At 51.9% G+C, this 21,016-nt stretch carries 22 protein-coding genes; 12 read left to right on the top strand and 10 right to left on the bottom strand.

Features of this window, described 5'->3' with window-relative positions:
* Positions 1-437 precede the first annotated feature (437 nt).
* From V8247_RS05565 to V8247_RS05555, 3 genes are all read left to right on the top strand, one after another.
* Positions 438-590, top strand: a complete 153-nt coding sequence (locus V8247_RS05565) for a 2-oxoisovalerate dehydrogenase (protein WP_338739326.1) — start codon at positions 438-440, stop codon at positions 588-590.
* Between the two features lie 63 nt (positions 591-653).
* Entirely contained in the window at positions 654-1,001 is a 348-nt protein-coding gene (locus tag V8247_RS05560) for a type II toxin-antitoxin system RelE/ParE family toxin (RefSeq protein WP_338736852.1), read from the top strand.
* Positions 1,002-1,052: 51 nt separating this feature from the next.
* Positions 1,053-1,394, top strand: coding sequence for a helix-turn-helix transcriptional regulator (locus tag V8247_RS05555; protein WP_338736851.1), 342 nt, complete (start codon positions 1,053-1,055; stop codon positions 1,392-1,394).
* 457 nt (positions 1,395-1,851) lie between these two features.
* On the opposite strand, the gene V8247_RS05550 is transcribed toward V8247_RS05555, so the two are convergent.
* On the bottom strand, positions 1,852-2,448 hold the full coding sequence (locus tag V8247_RS05550; RefSeq protein WP_338736850.1) for a hypothetical protein: 597 nt from the start codon (positions 2,446-2,448) through the stop codon (positions 1,852-1,854).
* Between the two features lie 476 nt (positions 2,449-2,924).
* Here V8247_RS05550 and V8247_RS05545 point away from each other — a divergent pair, with 476 nt between their 5' ends.
* Entirely contained in the window at positions 2,925-3,131 is a 207-nt protein-coding gene (locus V8247_RS05545; protein WP_338736849.1) for a 2-oxoisovalerate dehydrogenase, read from the top strand.
* The gene (locus tag V8247_RS05540) at positions 3,128-3,373 is read left to right on the top strand and encodes a type II toxin-antitoxin system HicA family toxin (RefSeq protein WP_338736848.1); all 246 of its coding nucleotides are present in this window, start codon (positions 3,128-3,130) and stop codon (positions 3,371-3,373) included. The genes V8247_RS05545 and V8247_RS05540 overlap by 4 nt, the downstream gene beginning before the upstream one ends.
* Before the next feature lie 205 nt (positions 3,374-3,578).
* On the opposite strand, the gene V8247_RS05535 is transcribed toward V8247_RS05540, so the two are convergent.
* The 3 genes from V8247_RS05535 to V8247_RS05525 form a co-directional block, all read right to left on the bottom strand.
* Positions 3,579-4,499: a major capsid protein gene (locus tag V8247_RS05535; RefSeq protein ID WP_338736847.1), complete on the bottom strand. Its 921-nt coding sequence runs from the start codon at positions 4,497-4,499 to the stop codon at positions 3,579-3,581.
* A gap of 652 nt (positions 4,500-5,151) precedes the next feature.
* A complete protein-coding gene (locus V8247_RS05530; RefSeq protein WP_338736846.1) occupies positions 5,152-6,441 on the bottom strand; it encodes a phage portal protein in 1,290 nt (429 codons plus the stop codon).
* A complete protein-coding gene (locus tag V8247_RS05525; protein ID WP_338736845.1) occupies positions 6,434-6,754 on the bottom strand; it encodes a helix-turn-helix domain-containing protein in 321 nt (106 codons plus the stop codon). Before V8247_RS05525 ends, V8247_RS05530 begins: the two co-directional genes overlap by 8 nt.
* Before the next feature lie 636 nt (positions 6,755-7,390).
* On the opposite strand from V8247_RS05525, the gene V8247_RS05520 reads away from it, so the two are divergent.
* Positions 7,391-7,675, top strand: coding sequence for a hypothetical protein (locus tag V8247_RS05520; protein WP_338736844.1), 285 nt, complete (start codon positions 7,391-7,393; stop codon positions 7,673-7,675).
* Positions 7,676-7,686: 11 nt separating this feature from the next.
* Positions 7,687-7,980 (top strand): hypothetical protein, encoded by a 294-nt coding sequence (locus V8247_RS05515; RefSeq protein ID WP_375340856.1) that lies wholly within the window; start codon positions 7,687-7,689, stop codon positions 7,978-7,980.
* 128 nt (positions 7,981-8,108) lie between these two features.
* On the opposite strand, the gene V8247_RS05510 is transcribed toward V8247_RS05515, so the two are convergent.
* Complete coding sequence (locus V8247_RS05510; protein ID WP_338736843.1) at positions 8,109-11,489, bottom strand: PAS domain S-box protein; 3,381 nt, start codon at positions 11,487-11,489, stop codon at positions 8,109-8,111.
* Positions 11,490-11,820: 331 nt separating this feature from the next.
* Between V8247_RS05510 and V8247_RS05505 the strand changes: the two genes are divergently transcribed.
* The 5 genes from V8247_RS05505 (at position 11,821) to V8247_RS05485 (ending at position 16,143) form a co-directional block, all read left to right on the top strand.
* Positions 11,821-12,435, top strand: a complete 615-nt coding sequence (locus V8247_RS05505; RefSeq protein ID WP_338736842.1) for a hypothetical protein — start codon at positions 11,821-11,823, stop codon at positions 12,433-12,435.
* A 105-nt stretch (positions 12,436-12,540) separates the two neighbouring features.
* Positions 12,541-13,221 carry a response regulator transcription factor gene (locus V8247_RS05500; protein ID WP_338736841.1) on the top strand — a complete coding sequence of 227 codons (681 nt, stop codon included), beginning with the start codon at positions 12,541-12,543 and terminating at the stop codon, positions 13,219-13,221.
* Positions 13,218-14,612, top strand: a complete 1,395-nt coding sequence (locus V8247_RS05495) for a HAMP domain-containing sensor histidine kinase (RefSeq protein ID WP_338736840.1) — start codon at positions 13,218-13,220, stop codon at positions 14,610-14,612. Before V8247_RS05500 ends, V8247_RS05495 begins: the two co-directional genes overlap by 4 nt.
* Positions 14,613-14,775: 163 nt before the next feature.
* Positions 14,776-15,132, top strand: a complete 357-nt coding sequence (locus tag V8247_RS05490) for a DUF1801 domain-containing protein (RefSeq protein ID WP_338736839.1) — start codon at positions 14,776-14,778, stop codon at positions 15,130-15,132.
* 573 nt (positions 15,133-15,705) lie between these two features.
* Entirely contained in the window at positions 15,706-16,143 is a 438-nt protein-coding gene (locus V8247_RS05485; protein ID WP_338736838.1) for a ferritin-like domain-containing protein, read from the top strand.
* Positions 16,144-16,190: 47 nt separating this feature from the next.
* Here V8247_RS05485 and V8247_RS05480 read toward each other — a convergent pair whose 3' ends face one another.
* The 5 genes from V8247_RS05480 to V8247_RS05460 all read right to left on the bottom strand — a co-directional run bounded on the left by V8247_RS05480 (position 16,191) and on the right by V8247_RS05460 (position 20,446).
* Positions 16,191-16,484, bottom strand: coding sequence for a hypothetical protein (locus V8247_RS05480; RefSeq protein ID WP_338736837.1), 294 nt, complete (start codon positions 16,482-16,484; stop codon positions 16,191-16,193).
* A gap of 54 nt (positions 16,485-16,538) precedes the next feature.
* Positions 16,539-17,852, bottom strand: a complete 1,314-nt coding sequence (locus tag V8247_RS05475; RefSeq protein WP_338736836.1) for a glycosyltransferase family 87 protein — start codon at positions 17,850-17,852, stop codon at positions 16,539-16,541.
* A gap of 439 nt (positions 17,853-18,291) precedes the next feature.
* The gene (locus tag V8247_RS05470; protein ID WP_338736835.1) at positions 18,292-18,669 is read right to left on the bottom strand and encodes a type II secretion system protein; all 378 of its coding nucleotides are present in this window, start codon (positions 18,667-18,669) and stop codon (positions 18,292-18,294) included.
* 71 nt (positions 18,670-18,740) lie between these two features.
* Entirely contained in the window at positions 18,741-19,988 is a 1,248-nt protein-coding gene (locus V8247_RS05465; RefSeq protein ID WP_338736834.1) for a glycosyltransferase family 39 protein, read from the bottom strand.
* A 95-nt stretch (positions 19,989-20,083) separates the two neighbouring features.
* Positions 20,084-20,446, bottom strand: coding sequence for a type II secretion system protein (locus V8247_RS05460; RefSeq protein ID WP_338736833.1), 363 nt, complete (start codon positions 20,444-20,446; stop codon positions 20,084-20,086).
* Positions 20,447-21,016 lie beyond the last annotated feature (570 nt).

The following is a 21,016-nucleotide window of genomic DNA, read 5'->3' as shown; positions in this document are numbered from 1 at the left end:
AGTCGGCAGTAATCAGTAACCAGGAACGTGGATCCCACGCTTTCGCGTAGGATGACAAACTCCTATTGGGTACCGAGATTGCTTCGCCGGAGGCTCGCAAAGATAGTATGCAAGGGCTGGGTTAGTAAAGGTCTTTCGTCTTACGAGCGAAAAGCGAATGAAACGACTCCATCCTTTACGATTAGCAAACAGGCAAACATCATTGTTCCGCCGACAAATCAATGACGCTGGGTGCAGCTTTCCGCTGAAAAATCCTAATCTCACTGGCGGGCTGTCAGCCGTCAGCTTTCAGCTATCAGCTTTTACCGGGCGGGCGAGGCATGCCTTGCCCCTACGGAAATTCCAGGCTCTAATTTCTGAATCCTAAACCTGACGAGCTGTCAGCATTCAGCTTTGACAATTAAGCCCTGAGTGATTAATCTGAAATAGTGAAACGAATGAATGAGATTATCTTTTTGGTTGAAGAAGCTCCGGAGGGCGGTTACACTGCCCGTGCTCTGGGTCACGCCATCTTTACTGAGGCGGATGACTTCAGCCAGCTTAAAGACCAGATACGCGATGCCACTAAATGCCACTTTGGGGTCACTTAGCTTTCAGCCGTAAGCCGTCAGCTATTTTACCTGGCAGTCGTAAATGTTATAATCCCGCCCATTATGGAATGGACACCTATTTTCTATACCGATGTGAATGGAAACCAACCGGTAAAGGATTTCATTCTTTGCCAATCCGACAGTGCGATAGCGGAAATACTTCATAATCTAAAACTGTTGCGGCTATTCAATATTCAACTGGAAATGCCTATTTCTAAAAAGATCAATTCCAAAATCAGAGAATTGAGAATTCACCACGGATCTGATTATTTCCGCATCCTTTACAGTGCCATTCCCGAAAAACAATTCCTCCTGCTGCATGGTATTTTGAAAAAGACCGATAAATTAAATGAACAAGCCATTGAAACAGCAGAAAAACGGCTGGCCGATTATATAGAGCGTTGGTCCTGACCGGTTGACCAGTGATAACGAATATGTTATATATTCTATTAAGGATATATTATGAATACCGATTACGATAAATTTGAAGCCGAACTCCTTAACCGACCGGGCATTAGGAAAGCCTACGAAGAGCTGGCGCCTAAATATGCACTTATTACAGAATTGATTCATCGCCGGAATGAACTCAAAATTAGCCAACGTGAACTGGCCAGACGCATTGGCACACGGCAGCCAGCCATTTCACGTTTAGAAGCCGGTGACAACAACGCCCGACTTGAGACGCTCATCAAAGTGGCCGAGGCATTGGGTCTGGAATTCACGCTCACTCCCAAGGAGTCTCCCGATAATCGGAAGACTCAGCCAAGCCCCGCTACGCGGGAAATTCTGATCTCCAAGCCCTGAAACCGGCGAGTTGTCAGCAGTCAGCTTTCAGCTTTTTAGTTCACAGTAGACAGTTGGCAGTTTTCAGTAACCAGGAACGTGGATCCCACGCTTTAGCGTAGGATGACAAACTCCTATTGGGTACCGAGATTGCTTCGCCGGAGGCTCGCAATGACGATGGGGAGAGATCTGTCAGCTTTCAGCCGTCAGCTTTTTAGTTTACAGTTGACAGTCGGCAGTAATCAGTAATCAGGAACGTGGATCCCACGCTTTCGCGTAGGATGACAGAATGGAAATGGGTGTTAGATTGCCGCGTCGCTGCGCTCCTCGCAAAGACGGGAAAAGCAGCGGTCAGCCATCAGTTATCAGCTTTCAGCTATCAGCTTTTTAGTTCACAGTAGACAGTAAGAGTACCGGGGGAATACTACCAATACTACAAATACTACCAATTTCCAATATTTGAATAAGACTACCGAGATTAGCTGCCAGTCGGGAAAAGCTTTCCGGTTTTCAGCCTCCTTCCCTGCCCCAGTTGCCACAGGGCGGATTGGAAAGCCGCCAGGCGGGTCGAGCCCCAGCGGAAGTAGCCGCCGGCGGCGTCATCGCCACTGTTAACCCGGTTCACGGCATGGGCCGCCCATTCAATGGCGGCATAGGCTGCCGCGCCGGTCGCCACGACCTCATAATGGGCGACGGGGATAGTCGTGCCGGTGTCATCCAGCAGGTGCAGCACACCGAAGTTGATCCTGATCGGAGTGCCGTCGGGCACCGGACCGTCCTCAACGGTCAGCCGTTCCGCCCAGGTGCTGAAGCGGCGGATGGACCGCGGTTCCAGTCCGGCCGGGTATTCCACCGATTCAATATTCACCCGCCCGGTGAGTACCGTTATGTCCAGTTCCCGGCTGCCGGCGACGGTATTCAGGGTCATGGTCATTTGCCGCGGTGCCGCCAGGGAGTATTCCGCCCCCGCCCGCTTGAGGTGACGGTCAAGGGCGGCGTCATCCCAGCGGTATGCGGCGGCGTTGGTGTCGGCGAGGTCGGTGCGGACGAGGGTGCGAAGTTCAGTTAAGGTCAAATTGTTATTCCTTGTTTTCAGTATTCAGTTCACAGTAGACAGTAAGAGTACCGGGGGAATACTACCAATACTACAAATACTACCAATCTCCAATAATGGAATAAGGGAACCGGGATTGCTTCGCCGGAGGCTCGCAAGGGCGGGGTGGGACGGCTGTCAGCTTTCAGCTATCAGCTTTTTAGTTTACAGTTGACAGTTGTCAGTAAACAGTAACCAGGGACGTGGATCCCACGCTTTCGCGTAGGATGACAGACCAACCGGGCGGGCGAGGCATGCCTCGCCCCTACGGAAATTCCAGGCTCCAAGCACCAAATAACAAACAAATTCAGATGTCCAAGTTTCAATATTCAAAACGGATACCGGGGTTGGCAGGCTGTTCCTGCCAGATTGCCACAAGCGCTACTAATTTTCCTCAGCTGTCAGCTATCTTCCTTGACAATTAAGCCCTTAGTGATTAATCTGAAATAGTGAAACGAATGAATGAAATTATCTTTTTAGTAGAAGAAGCCCCAGAGGGCGGTTACACTGCCCGTGCTTTGGGTCACGCCATCTTTACCGAAGCGGATGACTTCAACCAGCTTAAAGACCAGATACGCGATGCCACCAAATGCCACTTCGGGGATGAAACCACGCCACCGATGATTAGACTTCATCAGGTAAGGGAAGAGGTTATCCCGGCTTGAGGCTCCCCAGAGATACCAGTGGTGCCGAATTAGCTGATCTTCTAAAAACCTTTGGTTACGCAATAACCCGTCAGAGCGGCAGTCATCTGAGACTGACCTCCAATCACACCGGTCAGGAACATCATGTCACGATCCCCCTTCACAAACCGCTGAGAATCGGGACTCTAAACGCCCTTCTCACTGAAGTTGCCTCATACCTTAGTATGGATAAAGAAGAATTGGCACTTGTTCTCCTCAAATAGCCCGCTATGGGGGAAATACCAAGCTCCAAATAACAAATAAATTCAGATACTAAATGACCAAAACGGGTACCGGGATTGCTTCGCCGGAGGCTCGCAATGACGATGGGTGAAGCTGTCCGCAGTCAGCTATCAGCTATCAGCTTTCAGCTCCCTGGATCCCCGGCTTTCGCCGAGGATGACGGACCCTTCATTGCAGGCTATCAGACTAGTCCGTAATGCCGATCAGGGCGGCGGCTTTGACGGCGGAGAAGAGCGCCAGCGAGCAGTACCACTTGATGCGGGTGCGGGCGGCGTCCTTGTTTTCCAGTGAGCCGAGGTGTTTAACCTGAATCAAGCCCGGGCTGGACAGGCCGGACAGCGCCCCTTCACCGAACTGTACCGCGAAGACGGTGGAACAGTCACCGCCGGTGACCGCCGCTTCCACGCCGCCGGCGACGATGTGGGTATCCTTTATCCAGTCATTGACGCCGATGGGGACGCCGTTCCAGCACTGAATAAAGTTGCCGTAAGCGTCCCGGTCCATTTCCAGCACACCGCCGGAAGCCCGCACCAGCGCCGAAACCTTGCGGCGGGTGCGGCGGCTCATCAGGAGCATATCCGGCTTACCGCCGCGCACCAGGTCAATCAGCTCGTCCAGCATATCCAGCGTCAGGTCAGCCCCGGAAGAACCGGCGGCCAGCACCTGTTCGCCGCCGGCCCCGGTGCCTAACAGGGCGCGCAGACCGTCAAACTCGCGGGCATTGGCCGCGGCGTCGCCGTAGATGAAGACCTCTTCAAATTTGTCCTTGAGGGCCTTGGCTTTCTGCTGGATGATGGCGGCCTGAAGATCCTGAAAGTTGGAGCGGGTAGTCTTCAGGAAGTTATCCAGGTCGGCGTCGCCGCCCATTATTTTCAGGTGCGCCGTCTTCTGTTCAAAGGTGGGCGTGCTTTCCGCCCAGTCTTCGCCGACATCGTAGAAAGCGATATCGGGCAGGGTTTTTTCCTGGTTATAGGTCAGGCCGTTGCCGGTAATTTCAATGAACGGCAGGCGGCGCAGAACCGGCGAGTCTTTGAGCATGGTTTCCACCACGCCCTCCAGTAACAGGTCGTTGGATAGTTTTGATGCTTCGGACAGGGTTAAGGCCATGTGGTACTCCTTTCAGTTTGAGCTGTCAGCGAACAGCTACGAATATCTAAACTCTAATTTCTAAATCCTAAACGTGACGAGCTGTCAGCAGTCAGCTTTCAGCTATCAGCTTTTTACCGGGCGGGCGAGGCATGCCTCGCCCCTACAAATACGTTCTCAGGCTATTCTTGTAAGATTGCCACGGCCGCCCCGGCGGCCTCGCAATGGGTATAAATGTCATTTTGTGTTGCTGTCCTGCTCGTTATTTATTTACCTGAGGCTGTTTTACCATTTGGGTTTACGTTCATACTGCAACACCCATGGTATCTTTTCACGGATATGGGCAACACAAATCTTCGAGTGCTTGAAGATCAAAACAGGAAAATAGCTCATTTTAAGCCAACATTAGCTATGAATACAGGCATTTCGGTTCACATATCAGCAACACTTTTTGATAATTACACCCGCAATGACGGGAAGGGACGAGCTGTCAGCAGTCAGCTATCAGCTATCAGCTATTTAGTTCACAGTAGACAGTAATCAGTAACGAGCAATACTACCAATACTACAAATACTACCAATTTCCAATATTTGAATAAGGGTACCGAGATTGCTTCGCCGGAGGCTCGCAATGACGGGAAGGGACGAGCCATCAGCAGTCAGCTTTCAGCTATCAGCTTTGGGATTCCTGTTTCTTTATGGCCTTCTCCTCTTCCAGCCAGTCAGCGAATTCCTGTTCCGGGTCGGGGATGCCCAGGCCGGTCATGGCGCCCTTGCGGGAGCGGAGGCCGGCGGCCACCAGCGTTTTCTCGTTAGCCACCATTGCGGTAATATCCCGCGGCAGCACCGGCGGCCAGTTGACCTCCACCGTGACCTCATCCAGCTCCAGGTCCAGGTGCCGGGCATAGAGCTTTAGGGCCATTTCCGCCCGCCGCCGGTAGACCCCGGTGCGGATGAGGCGCTTGCGCCAGACCCGATGCAACAGCGGCTGCATTTCCAGTTCCAGCGCCACGCCGGAGACATCCCGCCCCAGACCGCCGAAGGCGGCCCGCGGCACCTCGCCCAGGTCATGCATCACCCGGAACAGCAGGTCAATGTAGTTCAGGTGAAGCTGGCCGCCGCCGCCCTGCAATAAATCCAGCAGGTAAGCCCGGGCTTCTTCGGGCAGGTGCCAGACCGCCCCCGGCGAGACGGCGATGTACGAAGAGGATTCCACGTTCTCCAGCACGGCGATGGGATTGCCGGACAGTTCCAGAATCCGGGAGAGTTGGCTGACCGCCCGGTTAAGCTCCCGCTGCGCCTCCATCAGCGGCTCCAGATCCGAAGTGCCCCAGGGCGACTTGGGCCGGGACAGATTAGGGAACACGATGAACGGGATAAAGCCGTAGGGATTATCGCCCGCCGCTGCGGTCAGGCCGCCGGAGCTGACTTCAAAGTGGGAGGCAGTCCAGCTTTCGGTTACTTCCACCTCGGCTGAGGCGACCTTGATGCCCCAGGCGCGGGCGGCGGCTTCAGCCGACAGCCGGTATCCGGCACGCACCATCTCCGGCGTGACGCCGTCCAGCCCGAAAGCCACCTCCAGGCCGCACACGTCCGGCGCGGTGACCCGCACCGACCGGGTAACTTCGTCCCAGCCCAAACGGTAACAGCCGTCACCAAGCACCGCGGTATCCACCTCGGTTTCATAGTCCAGCCGGTCCAGGCAGTTAGCGGCGCTCCAGCGGTTAAGCAAGTTCTGGGCTTGTTGCCCGGCGGGGGTATTTTCGGCCACCCGCACCGCCAGCCCGTTCATCAGATAGGCGCTCAGTTTATCCACCGCCGCCGCGGCGTAGTTAAAGGTCAGGCGGCGTTCCCCGGCTGCCCGCCCCGGCCACTGGCGGCCACGGTAAACATCCAGCATTTCCCGGTAGCGGCGGCGGCGCTCATCATCCACATTGAATCCGGCATTCAGATTTTCATTCACCGGCGGCACCTCCTGTTGCAGTGATACGGCCCTGCTGGTAATCAGCAATGGCGCGGGAGACCGTCCGGCGAGTGACATGGTATTCCGCGGCAATCTCCGCGACACCGGCCCCGGCGAGGCGTTTCAGGGCCATGTCCAGGCGGCGTTGTTTCACCTGATCCTGACGCAACAGCAGCCCGTCATGGATACAATGCGGGAGCGGGCACTCCAGACAGGCCGGAGCCTCCTCGCAGCCTTCATCCTGGTAGGTCATGTATTCCGGGGGCAGGTCATCCGGGTCATACTCGTTTTCCGCAAGCGTCTCGTCTCTCATCAGCCTCTCGTCAGTCAGGATTTCCCCGGTACCGGTTATTACAAGCACATTAGTTCTTTATGTAAGCCACAAAAAACCGCCTGTCTTAATCCCGGTGATATTTTGTGCCGCGACCGCGGCTGTTGGCAGGTGGTGCCAGTTCTAGATGGAACGGCTAATAGTATAGTATTACTGTTCTATATTTGTCAAGAGGCAAATGTCTCATTTTGGGGATTTATTTTTGGATGGATGTGCTGGCGAGCTGTCAGCTTTCAGCTTTTTAGTTTACAGTGAACAGTTAGCAGTTTTCAGTAATCAAGAACCAGGAACGTGGATCCCACGCTTTCGCGTAGGATGACAGCTGACGAGGGAACCGAGATTGCTTCGGCGTAGCCTCGCAAGGACGATGGGTGAAGCTGTCAGCGATCAGCCGTCAGCTTTCAGCTTTCAACTTTTTAGTTTACAGTTGACAGTTATCAGTAAACAGGAACGTGGATCCCCGGCTTGCGCCGAGGACGACAGAATGGAAGTGGGTTTTAGATTGCCGCGTCGCTGCGCTCCTCGCAATGGCGGTTTTAAGAGTTTACAGTTAACAATTTGCAGTTTGTGGGTATTTCCTACTTGTAATTGTGTCCCACTATTGTTAGAATAACCGATATGACAGTTGAAATCATCAAGGATCCGCAATTTGAACCAGTAGCTGAGGGTGTTAAACCAGACGCCAAACATCGGGTGTTGTTAAAGAAAACCAAGTTGCCGCCAGGCGTCACCTACCGAATCTATGCTAACCGTTTGGGTCAGATTGTACTTGATCCGCAAGTCAATATCCCCGCTTCCGAAGCCTGGCTGTATGCCGACGATGAAGCCATAACAGCCGTCCGCCGAGGTCTGGCAGCCGCCGTTTCCGGTGATATTATCAAAATTGATCCGGATGAACTCTAAGGCCATCTGTTTTGTTTGAAATATACTGGACAGCACCAGCCAGAGAAACCTACCTTAGACTGAAGAAAGACCCCGCACAAGATAAGCGCTACAAAGCAGTTAAAAAAGCTATTGAATTGTTAGCTGCCAACCCCCGCCATCCCAGTCTGGAGACACATGAATTCACCAGTTTAAAAGGCCCACAGGGTGAGAAGGTCTTTGAGGCCTACGCGGAAAATAACACTCCAGCGGCTTATCGGGTTTTCTGGTATTACGGCCCCGAAAAAGACCATATCACCATCATCGCCATAACACCCCATCCCTGAGTACTTTGTTTCTCTAAGCATTGGGCTAAATTCCGGTATGACAGAAGACAAAATACCCGCCACCATTGATGAGTATATCGCCGAACCCCCGGCTTGCGCCGAGGATGAAAGATGACGGGGGTGATGGGTTACTTCAGTGACAATAATTTATTAACCGCATCAAGAAAATTTGTTCGATCAAATGGCTTGACAATATAAGGAATATCATGGCTTTTTAGATACTCTCGGGTTACCAAATCTGAGGTATCGCCCGTCACGAACATCACCCGGTCAGCCAGTGTTTGCCAACGTTGTTTGATCAGGTTGTATAATTCAATGCCGCTCATTCCCGGCATCCGGATGTCCAGGATAATACAATCAAATGTGCCTTCAGACAGTCTGTCCAAACCCTGCTGTGGGTCCTGACAAACCACGACTTCATGCCCCTGACTATTCAATATTGTTTTAATGAGTGATCCCACTGATGGCTCATCATCCACGACCAGAATCCGTGATTTTCTCATTACCTGCTCACTATGGACGCTTTCAGGCTTGGCTTGTGGAATTGTGTCCAATTGAGTGACCGGTAATTCAATAAAGAATGTTGTCCCTGTGCCCGGCTTACTTTCAACTCTGATGCTACCGCCATGCTCATTGATGATACCCAAAGACAAGGACAGGCCTAACCCGGTACCTTCTCCCGGTTCTTTGGTTGTAAAGAACGGCTGGAACAATTTGCTCTTTACCTCATCGGTCATCCCGGATCCGTCGTCTGTTATTGAAATACGGATGTAACCGTCTGGATGCGCCGTCTTTACGGTCAATACACCTGTATCATGAGCCTTTTTCATAGCATACTCAGCATTGACGATAAGATTTAAAAACACCTGTTGCAACTGACCGGCATCTGCCATAACCCATGGCAAATCCGGAGCATAATCCCTGATCACTTCTATATTAGCCGTCTTTAAAACGTAACTTCTAAGCTCCAGGGTAATTTCCAATAGTTCTTCAATAGACACCGCACTTTTGACCGGTTTGGCCTGCCTGGCAAAAGTCAGCATACGTCTGACGATTTCTTTGACCCGCTGAGACCCGACATTAATGATGGTCAATTCTTCTTTTATATCATCAGGGATGCCCGGACGCTCCAAGAGCAGTTCAGAAAACCCAATAACTCCCGTTAATGGATTATTAATTTCATGGGCAATGCCGGCAGCCATTTCCCCTACCGCCGCCAGGCGAGATGACATCTCGGCCTTGTCCTGGAGTTGCCGTTGCTCTGCTTCCGCCAGTTTCTGATCGGTAATATCCTGGACAATGCCCGACAGAATCGCTGGTTGGCCGTCATCGCCGAGTATCAGTTCGCCGGCCTCAGCCCAAACTGTCCGAATATTGCCGTCCGGCCGAATTATCCGGTATTCCAAGGGGACCGGCTTTTTATCGCTGATAACAGCCAGATTTGATGCTTCTACTGCTGAGCGGTCATCCGGATGGATGGCTCGGCCGATGACATCCGGCAAATCTCCCGAAAAGCCGTCCTTTTCAATGCCAAATATGCGGAACATCTCGTCCGACCATTCCAACTGGTTTGTCTGGATATGCCACACCCAGCTACCCAAATGGGCGATCATCTGGGCTTTATTCAATTGTTCTTTTGATTCTAGAAGCTTAATTTCCGATTCTTTGCGTTCAGTGATGTCCGTGGCGACAGAAAGCCCGCCAATGACTTTCCCATGGCTATCCTTCAAAGACCGACACCACCAGGCGAGTAAGCGCTTCTGGCCGTCTTGCCGCCGCTGCCAGCTTTCAACATACACGTTATTCTCAGTACCATCAAAAACCGGCTGAACGATGTCATAGGTGGTCTGCTCCCCCTCAAAATAGTATGAGGCGTCCTTACCGACCACATCATCGCCAAAAAAGTCCAACCCGGCTTGATTAGCCCAGGTATAGACCTTGTTGTTATCAACCTCCATGATAATATCGGGAACCGCCGAAAGGATGGTTTGCTGGTGCACAGACATCTCTTTCAATTCTTGTTCCGCCTGCTTCCGCTGCGAGATGTCCTTGATGATGTGAACAGAACCCATAAGTTGCTGCTTGGCATCAAAGACGGGTGATGAAACGGCTTCAACCCAGATTTTCAATTTTGTATCAAAATACTCGCTGGATTCTACTTTCAAGGTTTCCAGTGTCCGGGCATGCGGGCACATCGGGTGAGGCTGATTCATGCTATGTATTACTTCATAACAGTGTTTACCGATAAGCTCCTGGGGGGATTTGCCGAGCTTGTCGGCGAAAGCCTGGTTAATTCTGCCTATTCTATGGTTTGAATCAACGATAGCCACCATGTCTGAGATGGAGTCAAAGGTTGAACGCCATTCATCGGCAGCAGCCGATAATTTCTTCTCGGTGAGCAGTTTTTCAGCTATTTCGGCCTGAAGCTGGTCACGCGACACCAGCGTAGTTTGTAATTGTGCAGCCATATCTTGAAACGCGGTAGCCAACACGCCGATTTCATCAGAATTGTGGATATTGAGCGGGGTATTGAAATTCCCGCGGCCAATTTCCTGTGTCGAGCGGGTAAGGCGGCGTATCGGCCGGGTAAAGTTAAATGCCAGAAAAGCCGCCAGCAAGGCAGCAATGCCACCGGTGACGGCTGCGGTCATCGCCGCCTGCCGATTCAGCACCGAAAGTTGTTCCGCTATAGCCGACAACGGAGTGCTGACCAACACGCCCAGCGGAAGATCGTGTAACGGTGTGAAGCTCACCAACCTTGATGGATTTCCCTGGATTACCGTTTCTATATTTCCGGCTACGCCGGTTCTCATAAGGTTTACAGCTTCCTGGTATTCACTCTCAAATAAAACCATGAGGTGAGATTCAACAGAGTCAGCGGCAACGATACCCGATCTGAGGTCTATTATTGTTGAGTGATGAGTAGGCGACCCATCCAGATTTAGTGCCTGTATGAGACCATTGAGGGAAATATCGCCGCTGAGTATGGCTATTAATTCGCCGGATTCATTGATTATGGGAACACCACAAGGACTTATGGGATTCCCGGTAACACGGGAAACCAGAGGGGCACTTAAATCAGGCATACCCGTGGAGACGACAGTGTTAAACCAATCTCTGTCAGCGAACGACTCTCCGATCATGGACGTAGCGGCGATGCTGTGTACTTTTAAGATACCGTCCGGATCAAATATCCCCACCGATTCCAGGGAGTGTTGCGTTTCAGCAAAAGAGGTTATTGCTTTCTGAACCGGCGCGAAATTACCCGTATTAGCCGCTTCAATAATGTCCGGGCGGCCGGCAAAAACCACCAAATGGGCTTTGATGGTGGCAAAATAGTTGGAAGTGTAATCAGCGATAAGTTCAGAGCGACTCTGATTATGAGTAATATTGTCTTGTTTGACGATTTCTGACGTCTGGTGTGATCCGAGATATGCCACGGCCGAAGTAGGTATAAAAACAGAAAGCACCACCAGGGTAACCACTTTTATCACAATTGAGATTTTCACAGGCAATTTTCAACCTCATTTAAAAAGCCCTGAATAGTGCCACAACGTAATTATACACCGTGTGTACAATCTGCCGTTGATGGGACATGATCACGGCTGAAAGCTGGCCCGGCGGCCAGCTTTCAGCTTTTTAGTTTACAGTGAACAGTTAGCAGTTTTCAGTAATCAAGAACCAAGAACGTGGATCCCACGCTTTCGCGTAGGATGACATTACGTTGTTGATCCCCGGCTTGCGCTGAGGATGACTGATTGCCGCAGTTTACAAACATTTTACATTCGGATAATACTGCGATAACATCTGGTTGCTATCATGGTCTCAGAAGGAGGGATTATGAACAAACACATTATCAGATTCGTAGCCTTAACACTGGCTCTGGCGGCACTGACATTCGGTGCAGTCACTACCTTTGCCGCCGATGCGCCACCGGCAAATGAAAGGGCAGCAAGTAATGTTGAGGTAACGCTGGAACAAATCACCGAGCGTATCCTCCAGATGGAGAACCGCGACCGCGTGGTCGCTTTGCTGGACCGCCTGGTCGACAACGACCGCATCACCCAGGGACAGGCCAATCAGATCCTCAAAGCCTGGGATGACGCTCATCCGGACTGGAAGCCCCTCATTGAACGACTTACTGACCGCATCCTCCAGATGGAGAACCGCGACCGCGTAGTCGCCCTGCTGGACCGCCTCGTCGACAACGACCGCATCACCCAGGGACAGGCCAATCAGATCCTCAAAGCCTGGGATGACGCTCATCCGGACTGGAAGCCCCTCATTGAACGACTTACTGACCGCATCCTCCAGATGGAGAACCGCGACCGCGTGGTCGCCCTGCAGGACCGCCTCGTCGACAATGACCGCATCACCCAGGGACAGGCCAATCAGATCCTTAAAGCCTGGGATGACGCCCATCCGGGCTGGACGCCGCCGGTTAGTACCGGCTGAAAATCAGGTAGGTTATTAGGTTTGAGTACAATATACAGGCCGGCAAGATAAAATCCGGCCTGTATTCATTTATCAATTCGGCTCGGTTATAATGCTAAGTGGATTATGGATACGATTTTCATTATCGACGATGAACCCAATATTGTGGAGCTGGCCAGACTTTATCTGGAACGGGAGGGCTACAAGGTAGTCAGTTCGGCCAGCGGAATTGAAGCAATTAATCAGATTACCCTTGCCAGCCCCAGCCTGATAATACTTGACATCATGCTGCCTGATATTGACGGCTTTGAGGTTCTAAAAAGATTGCGCCGGTTCAGTCAGGTACCGGTGCTTATGCTTTCCGCCCGTCGTGAGGACATTGATAAGATCGTTGGCCTGGAGTCCGGCGCCGATGATTACCTGACCAAACCCTTTAATCCTCATGAACTGCTAGCCCGGGTCAAGGCGTTACTCCGGCGCAGTAATATGGGCGCAACGCCCGAAGTCATCAAGCTGGGCGGATTGGATATTGATATTGCCGGACGCCAGGTAACAGCGGATAGTACGGTTATTCCTTTACGACACAAGGAGTTCACACTCCTGCTGACGCTTGTCCGCCAGCCAGGTGTCGTATTCAGTCGGGAGACGCTGCTCAATAAAGTATGGGGGTATGATTATTATGGGGATACCCGCACCGTGGATGTTCATATCAATCATCTGCGGACTAAACTCGAAGATACCGGCATTGAGATAGAGACATTGCGCGGTATCGGCTACAAGGTAAAAGCGGTAAAGGAAATTCCATGAGTCTCCGTTTAAGATTGTTCCTTACCTATTCACTGGCGGTCATCGTCACCTTATCGCTGGCGGCTTTAGGCAGCACGATACTGCTTCGCGGATATGCCGACCGGTTGGCTTTGGAAAGCCTCCAGGACACGGCCAGACCGATCAGCGTCCAGATTGTTTCCCTGGTCAGGGGCGGCACCACGGTCACCGAATTAGTGGAAAATCTGCAGGAGCAGGCAGACACCAATCAGGTAACTATCTTTTTTGTCGGCAGAACCGGCTCGGTGTTACGTCAGATCGCTCCGGCGGATCAAGGCCCGATTTCAGTCGCTCAAGGTTCTTTTCCTCAGGGCATTACACAGGCAACGACCGGTGAATTTGTGGCCGACAGCGGTGAGGCTTTTCTATACGCCGCCTATCCCCTGGGACAGGCGCCCCAACAGCTCATCAAAGCCCAGCAACTGGTGGTGGCAATACCGCAACCGAAAATCGGGGCTATTGTGTCAGGGTTGATCCGACCTTTTTTCTGGGCCGGCATCATCGCCCTGGCCGGATCCCTGATTCTGGCCCTGTTGCTGGCACGCTCAGTTTCACGACCAGTCAAAGAGGTAATTCTGGCCGCCGACACAATTGCCGGGGGTGATTACAAATACCGGATCAAATCCAGGGAACCCGGAGATATCGGTAATCTGGCCCGGAGTTTTGACCGCATGGCCGATAAGGTTGAGGCCTACCAACTAAAACTACAGCATTTTGTAGCCGATATATCACACGAGCTTAAAAGCCCGCTGACCGCCATTCAGGGATTTTCTCAGGCACTGATTGACGGCACCGCGGCTGATGACACTACCCGCAACAAGGCCGCGCTGGTCATTAACAATGAGTCACGCCGACTGCGGCATCAGATTGACGAACTCCTGGATCTGTCCCGTCTTCAGTCAGGTCAGTTTCAGATGCAGTTTAGTAAATGCGACATGACAGAAATCCTGCAGCAATCCATTGATCTGTTAAGCATTGCGGCTGCTGATAAATCCATTACCATGAAATTGACAGCCGAATCCGGACTATGGATACAGGGCGATGCGGAACGGCTGGAACAGGTCTTCAATAATCTGCTGGATAATGCCGTAAAAAACAGCCCTTCTTTCTCCGAGGTCAGGATAGAGGCCCGAAACACTGACAAGAAAATAATAACCTCAGTCATTGATGAAGGTCCGGGAATTCATCCGGATCATTTGGAAAGAGTATTTGACCGCTTCTATCAGATTAACGGGCTAAGAACCGGAGTAGGACTGGGGTTAGCCATCAGTAAAGAAATTGTCCTGGCCCATCAAGGCAGTATTGAGGCAAAAAGCAAGCCGGGTACCGGTGCCGAATTCCTGGTTTCCCTGCCGGGGATTGATCCTCCATAAATAATCATGAGTGAATAACCCTGACGCCTTACATCAATGTCAGGTGGAGGGTACTGGACACTTGCGATCGTAAAGTCCGGTGACGACACGTTGTGCTTATGGAACTTTCGGTGTTTACAGCTTTGTTCTTGGCTTTCAGTCCAAATCGCCTTAGAATACTGTCATGGATAATAAAAACCCACCCCAAACCATTGACGAATACATCGCCAGGTTCCCTGAAGAGGTGCAGGTAATCCTTCAGGAAATGCGGCGCACCATCAGCGCCGCCGCGCCGGAGGCCGTTGAGGCCATCAGGTATCAGATGCCCACTTTCAAACTGAAGGGGAAAAACCTGATTCACTTCGCCGCCTTCAAACATCACATCGGCCTGTACCCTACCCCGTCCGGCATCACCGCCTTTGATAAGGAACTGGCACCCTACAAAAAGGCTAAGGGCTCAGCGCAATTCCCGCTGGGCAAGCCGGTGCCGTATGACCTGGTGCGGCGGATAACGGAGTTCAGGGTGGGGGAAGAGGGTTAGTTAGCTATCAGCCGTCAGCAATCAGCTTTCAGCTGATTAGTTTACAGTAGACAGTTTGCAGTAAACAGTAACCAGGGACGTGGATCCCACGCTTTCGCGTAGGATGACAGACCAACCGGGCGGGCGAGGCATGCCTCGCCCCTACGGAAATTCCAGGTTCCAAGCGCCAAAGCCGGCAGTTTTCAGTAATCAGTAGGCGGTAAACAGTTATGAGTACCGGGGGAATGTAATACTACCAATACTACAAATACTACCAATTTCAAATATTTGAATAAGAGTACCGTGATTGGCAGGCTATTCTTGTGAGATTGACAACTTCTGATTTTATGATAGCATTAGACTGTATCAAGAAGAGCGAGCATCGCGAGGGTGTTGATTCCTCCGTGGTTCTCTCTCAAGTTTTTTCTATGATTCTTCTCCAATCCTCAAGGTAAGCAATCCTGCCGGATGCTGCTCTTTTAAGCAACAAGCTACATCCCTGCCTGCAAGGTGCCAGCCAGCCGTTTGGCAACGGGCATGACCGGGAGTATAATCACGCCTGACTACTTAAAAAGCTGCTGGACGGAGGCACCGATGGGTAAAACGGCACAGCCCGATTACAGTGAGGTCATCACGCTCCTGAACCGCACCCTCAACCTGGAATACTCCATCATCATCCACCTGCCGCGCATCTCCAATGCCTTTAAGGATCCCGTCATCAGGGACAAGGTCATGCACCTGTCCGCCGCCTCAGTGAAACACGCCGACACGGTAGCTGCGTCCATTGAAAAACTGGGCGGCAAGGCAGAATGGAACTTTGAGTCCTTCCCCGATGACGGCGACCTGGTTAAGATGTTTGAAGATCAGGAAGCGCGGGAAGAACTGGCGCATCAGATGCATAGCGAGGTAGTCAGACTGCTGCCGGAAGGATTGAAACCTAAATTCCGGGAGATCGCCAAAGAAGAAGAATGGCACATTAAAGTGGCGCAGGAGATCTTGGATTACCTGAAGCGGCAACAAGCCGCAGGGTGACGAGGCCACTTAAAACGCTACCACCCGTCACGATTTATGGTTTTTCGTCAGACCTCCAGGTCATCCCCTTCATCCCAGAAGACCGTTCCGGGAAGACTGGGCTCACCTTCGCCGGGATATTCACCACCAAAAGGCGGCAGGGCGCTTTTGTCCGGAACCATAGCCACCGGGGCTTTGACGACACCGTCAACCGGACCGCCGACAGTGGGCGCGACGATTGTGGTTTTCTCCGGCGGCCCCTTAACACCACCCGGAGCGGCTGCCACAGGCACCGCCACGGCCATCACCAGCAGCAGCGCCAGACACAGAACCAAGATTACCGGCCTGAATGTTTTACGCATACGTCACCTCCCAGACCTGATTACTAATAAATCTATTACTGCCGGCATGATTTGTCAATAGGTACTTTTACCGAATTTTTTGCCATTCCGCTGGAGGATCGGTCCATGGTAATCCAATGATTTCATTTTCATGATGCCGCGCACCAGCGTAAACACCAGCCCAACCAGCAGGACATTCCGCGCCAGCAGCACCCAGGTGACCGCCCCTTCGCCCAACTGGAGTTCAATGTAATGGAGCGGATAGACATAAGCCGTCAGCCAGCCGACAACAAACAATATCACCCAGGATAACCGACTGGCCCGCCACAACAGAGGAACCAGCGGCAGCAGCCAGATGATGAACTGCGGCGACAGGACTTTATTGAACACCATAAACACCGTTATTGCCGCCGCGGAAAAAGCCACCAGCCCCAGTGCCCGCGCATTATCCCGCTCCCCTTTTTTGTTCTTTACACCCTCGGTTCTGACCAGAAAGCGGTCAAACAGCCAATAGACCAGCAGTAAACCGGCACCGACGAACAGCCAGTAATACGAGGCGAAGAAACCGGCACCCGGTGCAGCAACATTAACCGAGCCGAAGGAATAAAAGGTATCCGCCACCCACCAGCCCAGGCGATCACCGGCCAGCATGACCGAGGCATACAGGGATTCAAGCTGAATCGGCCGGTCAGAATGATAGAGGAAGGAATCAATGTAGCCCCCGGCGCTGATCACGAGCGGCACCGCCGACAATACCGCCAGGGTGATACCGAAGGCCAGACTGCCGTGTACCAGCGCCCGCTTTTCCCCCCGGCGCCAGTGCCACAATAGAAAGAGCGGCACCAGCACCACGGCATAGAGCTTGGCCATGACCGCCAGCCCCAGGACAACCCAGGCGGTTTTATTTCTGCCAACGATGAGGGCAAAGACAGCCAGAAGGGTCAAAGCCGCCACCGGCAGGTCGTACCGGAGCGAGACAATAGGCCCGACGGCCAGCAGCGCTAGCGTGTAAACCGCCAGCGTCTTCCAGACGGTCAGCCCCAAGCGGCGGGACAAGCCCGCCAGCAAGACCAGCGTCAGCAGATCAATAAAAATGATACCGGCAACAAAAGCGGTGGAGAAAGAGGCATACCCGTCACCAAACAGCGCCGGGATAACCATCAGCAACAGGGCAACGGGAGGGTATTCCACGGCAAAATCCCGGTACGGCAACTGGCCGTTCAGGATATCCGCGGCATATTGGTGAAAAATGCCAAAGGCATCAATAACATAGTCGGCATAAAAACCGGAGTTAAAGACGAAGGCGAAGATGGCAATATGGGCGATGATAAAAGCGGTGACCGACGGATGCCGGCCGATGAGGGTGTTACGGAAAAAGTGAAGATTCACGCCGTAAGATTAGCAAGATGAACGGCGGAGGGCAAGGCGGGCGGGGGGGGGTCGTGAGCCATCAGCTATCAGCAGTCAGCTATCAGATTTTTACCAGGGCGGGCGAGGCATGCCTCGCCCCTACGGAAATCCCAAGCTCTAAGCACCGAATAACAAACAAATCCCAATATTAAAATCACAATGACCAAAACGGGGTACCGAGATTGCTTCGCCGGAGGCTCGCAATGACGAGGGGGGGGTGAGCTGTCAGCGATCAGCTTTCAGCTTTTTAGTTTACAGTGAACAGTAATCAGTAACGGGCAATACTACCAATTTCCAATATTTGAATAAGAGTACCGAGATTGCTTCGCCGGAGGCTCGCAATGACGAGGGGGGGCCTTCAGCGCTTTTACCGGGCGGGCCGATCTGAGTTCGGCCCCTACGGGTGGGTGGCGGCACATTAGCTGCCGATGGGATTACCGTCAGCCGCGGAACCGGGGGTTACAGTACCCGTGCTGCTGACCGCCCACTGATACTTAGTGACCTTATCCAGGTAATAAGCCGGGTCACCTTTGTCCAGACCTTCAGCGTCGGGGTCCCAAATTTTGGCAGTGGCATCAAAGCCGAAACTGGCGGCTTCCCCATTTTCAACCGCATATTTCGCCGCACTGGCGGCAACGGTGAGGTTATGCTGTTCGGTTTTAGCGGCAGAGACATCACCTCTACCCATAAACGAAAGAATATTAGGAATAGCGAAAGCACCGATGACACCAAGAATAGCAACAACGACCAGTATTTCAATAAGGGTGAATCCGCTCTGTCGCCTAACTTTACTCATAGACCGCCTCCATGACCCTCAAAATACAGGGGTGTTCTAATTTGTTCTAGTTATTATAACCGAATGATTTTTTATGTCAATACCTCAGTATTGAGCGGTTCATTGTCAGCCCTGTTCAGATAATACCGCAGCAGAACATAGAACGCCAAACCAAACACCAGTTTGCCCCAGTAAGGAAGGGGCGACAGGTAGATAAACAAGCCCAGGTGAATAAGGGCCACCACGGTAATAAGCCAACGCCCGACCTTGACCCGCCAGACTAACCGGTCACGCAGCAGACGGCTCTCCAGAGCCAGCAAGGCGCAACCGGTGAACAGGGCAATGGCCGGGACTGCCGGATAGAGGTAGAAGATGTAACTGATGCGGTCGGTAATCAGGGTAGCCGGTATCCATAACAGGTACGTTCCGGCAAACCAGACGGCAGCGAATAACGCCCAGGGGGCTTTATCCCTCAATTTAGCGACGGTATATATAGCGGCAGGAAGCCAGAGCAGCAGTAATGTGGGACTGAGCATGGCCAGATAGTGCGGCTCCGGCCAATAGGTGATAAGTTCAATCTGCGTCAGCCACTCCCAGGGACGGCTGAGCATCTCCGACGGCAGATTAGCGAAGGTGGAAGCACTTAACACGTCCAGCATGGTTTTGGTTTCAGTAACCGGATTGATGAACTTGCCCCAGATGACCCAGTCCAATAGCGGCAGAACGGCCAGATAGGCCGCCGGGGCGGCGGCCAGGGAAAGGGCGAAACGGCGAACCTTTCGGCGGTTGGTAAGCAGCCAGTGCAAGGCGATGATGGGTAAAGCCAGGAAACCGGTTAGCTTGGCCAGCCCGGCCAGCCCGGCCAGCCCGATAAATACACCGCTGGACAGCCAGTTACCCCGCAAATAGAGATAGAAAGAAGCCAGCATAAAGGTAACGCTGAAAACGTCCAGCATGGCGATACCGGACTGAACAAAGCTCAGGTTTTCCAGCGCAAATAGGAAGGTGACAAAGAAAGCCGCCCGCCCACCCAGATTCAAGCGACGGCAGATGAGATACAGCAGGACAATGGAGGCAGCACCGAACAGCACCGGCATGATACGCCAGCCGAAGGGATTATCACCGAATATCAAGATGCCGGAGCTGATAATCAGTTTACCGAGGGGTGGGTGTTCTATCCGGTCGGTGCCGTCACCTGCGATAATATGGCGGGCATCTACTATGTAGTATTTTTCATCAAAGAACGGAGTCGTCGGCGAAGCGACAACCGCAAAATGAGCGGCTAGAAAAAGCCCAACTAGGACCATCAGGCCACCGTAAAAATAATAAATCGATTTCACAATGCTGTCAGCTTAAAGGTTAACTGGTGTTTATTCAAAAATACTGAGCCTCCCAAGGGAGGCTCAGTATTAGAGCTTGAACGAACAAAAATTCTTTAAGCTTTGGCACCTTGAGCAATCGTACCGGTAGTACCGATTGTATACTTCCACTGAGTAGTGCTTAATAGATAGGTGCCAGGGTCGTTGGCAGGTGTAGTTTTTGCAGGAATTACAACGTTAGAATAGCCGATAATAGTGCCATCACCTGCAACTAACGCCGCTGTAACTGCGACTGTTACATTGTGCAATTCAGCAGCGGCAGCCTCAGTCTCACCACTCCCAATAAAGCTGATGATATTCGGCACGGCCACGGCGGCGATGACGCCCAGGATGGCAATGACCACCAAAAGCTCAATAAGGGTGAAGCCTTTCTGGCCCTTGCGGAGTTTTTTCATTTTTAGATTTTCTAGGAACTTCATTCTGTTTGTCACCACCTTTCAGTCCTCAGACTTTACTCCCATGTTTATATTTTGTTTCCAGAGAGTACAAATGATTATAGTGTTACTGTTTGAGTATAGTCAATAGTATCTTAGTACGACCCTATTGGTTCACATTTCTGACACCACAGTACCATGGTACTAGAACTATGTTCTAATACAATACAACGGAAACGGGGAAGTGTCAAGAGCCGGAATGGCAAATACTACCAATACTACCAATACTACCAATACTACCAATACTACAAATTTCCAATATTTAAATAAGAGTACCGGGATTGCTTCGGCGGAGCCTCGCGAAGACGGGGTGGGTGAAACTTTTGGCCGGGAATATCTAATCTCTAATTTCTAAATCCAAAACAATTTCAAATACCAAAATCACAATGACCAACACCTGACGAGCTATTAGCCATCAGCCTTCAGCTATCAGCCTAGTTACCCGGCGGGCGAGGCAAATACTACCAATACTACAAATTTCCAATATTTAAATAAGAGTACCGGGATTGCTTCGGCGGAGCCTCGCAAAGACGAGGGGGGGGGCTGTCAGCCGTC

The organism is Dehalogenimonas sp. W (assembly GCF_037094495.1).
In the GTDB taxonomy this organism is placed as follows: Bacteria; Chloroflexota; Dehalococcoidia; order Dehalococcoidales; family Dehalococcoidaceae; genus Dehalogenimonas; species Dehalogenimonas loeffleri.
This window is presented reverse-complemented; position numbering and strand designations above follow the sequence as displayed.